The sequence below is a fragment of the Cryobacterium sp. Hh7 genome (assembly GCF_004403155.1).
Classification (GTDB): domain Bacteria; phylum Actinomycetota; class Actinomycetes; order Actinomycetales; family Microbacteriaceae; genus Cryobacterium; species Cryobacterium levicorallinum.
Genome location: NZ_SOHG01000031.1, coordinates 1 through 1830, shown reverse-complemented (window position 1 = coordinate 1830; position 1830 = coordinate 1). Strand labels below are relative to the sequence as shown.

At 54.6% G+C, this 1830-nt stretch carries 1 rRNA gene; it reads right to left on the bottom strand.

From position 1 onward, the window contains the following. Positions 1 to 15 precede the first annotated feature (15 nt). A 16S ribosomal RNA gene (locus E3T43_RS10570) occupies positions 16 to 1549 on the bottom strand. Between the last annotated feature and the right edge of the window lie 281 nt (positions 1550 to 1830).

The following is a 1830-nucleotide window of genomic DNA, read 5'->3' as shown; positions in this document are numbered from 1 at the left end:
GCACGTGCTCCTTAGAAAGGAGGTGATCCAGCCGCACCTTCCGGTACGGCTACCTTGTTACGACTTAGTCCTAATCACCAATCCCACCTTCGACAGCTCCGTCCCTTACGGGTTCGGCCACTGGCTTCGGGTGTTACCGACTTTCATGACTTGACGGGCGGTGTGTACAAGGCCCGGGAACGTATTCACCGCAGCGTTGCTGATCTGCGATTACTAGCGACTCCGACTTCATGAGGTCGAGTTGCAGACCTCAATCCGAACTGAGACCGGCTTTTTGGGATTCGCTCCACCTTGCGGTATCGCAGCCCTTTGTACCGGCCATTGTAGCATGCGTGAAGCCCAAGACATAAGGGGCATGATGATTTGACGTCATCCCCACCTTCCTCCGAGTTGACCCCGGCAGTATCCCATGAGTTCCCACCATTACGTGCTGGCAACATAGGACGAGGGTTGCGCTCGTTGCGGGACTTAACCCAACATCTCACGACACGAGCTGACGACAACCATGCACCACCTGTATACCGACCTTGCGGGGCGACCATTTCTGGCCGTTTCCGGTATATGTCAAGCCTTGGTAAGGTTCTTCGCGTTGCATCGAATTAATCCGCATGCTCCGCCGCTTGTGCGGGCCCCCGTCAATTCCTTTGAGTTTTAGCCTTGCGGCCGTACTCCCCAGGCGGGGAACTTAATGCGTTAGCTGCGACACGGAGACCGTGGAATGGTCCCCACATCTAGTTCCCAACGTTTACGGCATGGACTACCAGGGTATCTAATCCTGTTCGCTCCCCATGCTTTCGCTCCTCAGCGTCAGTTACGGCCCAGAGATCTGCCTTCGCCATTGGTGTTCCTCCTGATATCTGCGCATTCCACCGCTACACCAGGAATTCCAATCTCCCCTACCGCACTCTAGTCTGCCCGTACCCACTGCAGGCCCGAGGTTGAGCCTCGGGTTTTCACAGCAGACGCGACAAACCGCCTACGAGCTCTTTACGCCCAATAATTCCGGACAACGCTTGCACCCTACGTATTACCGCGGCTGCTGGCACGTAGTTAGCCGGTGCTTTTTCTGCAGGTACCGTCACTCCCAGGAAAACCCAGTCGCTTCTTCCCTACTAAAAGAGGTTTACAACCCGAAGGCCTTCGTCCCTCACGCGGCGTTGCTGCATCAGGCTTGCGCCCATTGTGCAATATTCCCCACTGCTGCCTCCCGTAGGAGTCTGGGCCGTGTCTCAGTCCCAGTGTGGCCGGTCACCCTCTCAGGCCGGCTACCCGTCGTCGCCTTGGTGAGCCATTACCTCACCAACTAGCTGATAGGCCGCGAGCTCATCCTTGACCAAAATTCTTTCCACCCCAGAAGATGCCTTCCAAGGTAATATCCGGTATTAGCTACAGTTTCCCGCAGTTATCCCAGAGTCAAGGGCAGATTGCTCACGTGTTACTCACCCGTTCGCCACTGATCCAAGGAGCAAGCTCCTCTTCACCGTTCGACTTGCATGTGTTAAGCACGCCGCCAGCGTTCGTCCTGAGCCAGGATCAAACTCTCCGTAAATGTTTGAATAGCTCACCAGCAAGCTGATGGCCCATCTAGTGCACCCACCAACCGGAATAGGCTGAGAAGATGCAAGTTTGAAACTGACAAGAACAAATCATTACTGACTTGCTTTGTTTAGTTGCCTAGTCCGAAGACCAGGACTTGTTCAATATTATTTCCAAAGGAATCTCATAGGCTGTACCCCGCTAGAAACGGGCCACAACCACGAGGTTTTTGGCATTTGACATTGTGCACGCTGTTGAGTTCTCAAGGATCGGACGCACCCGACTTCAGGCCCT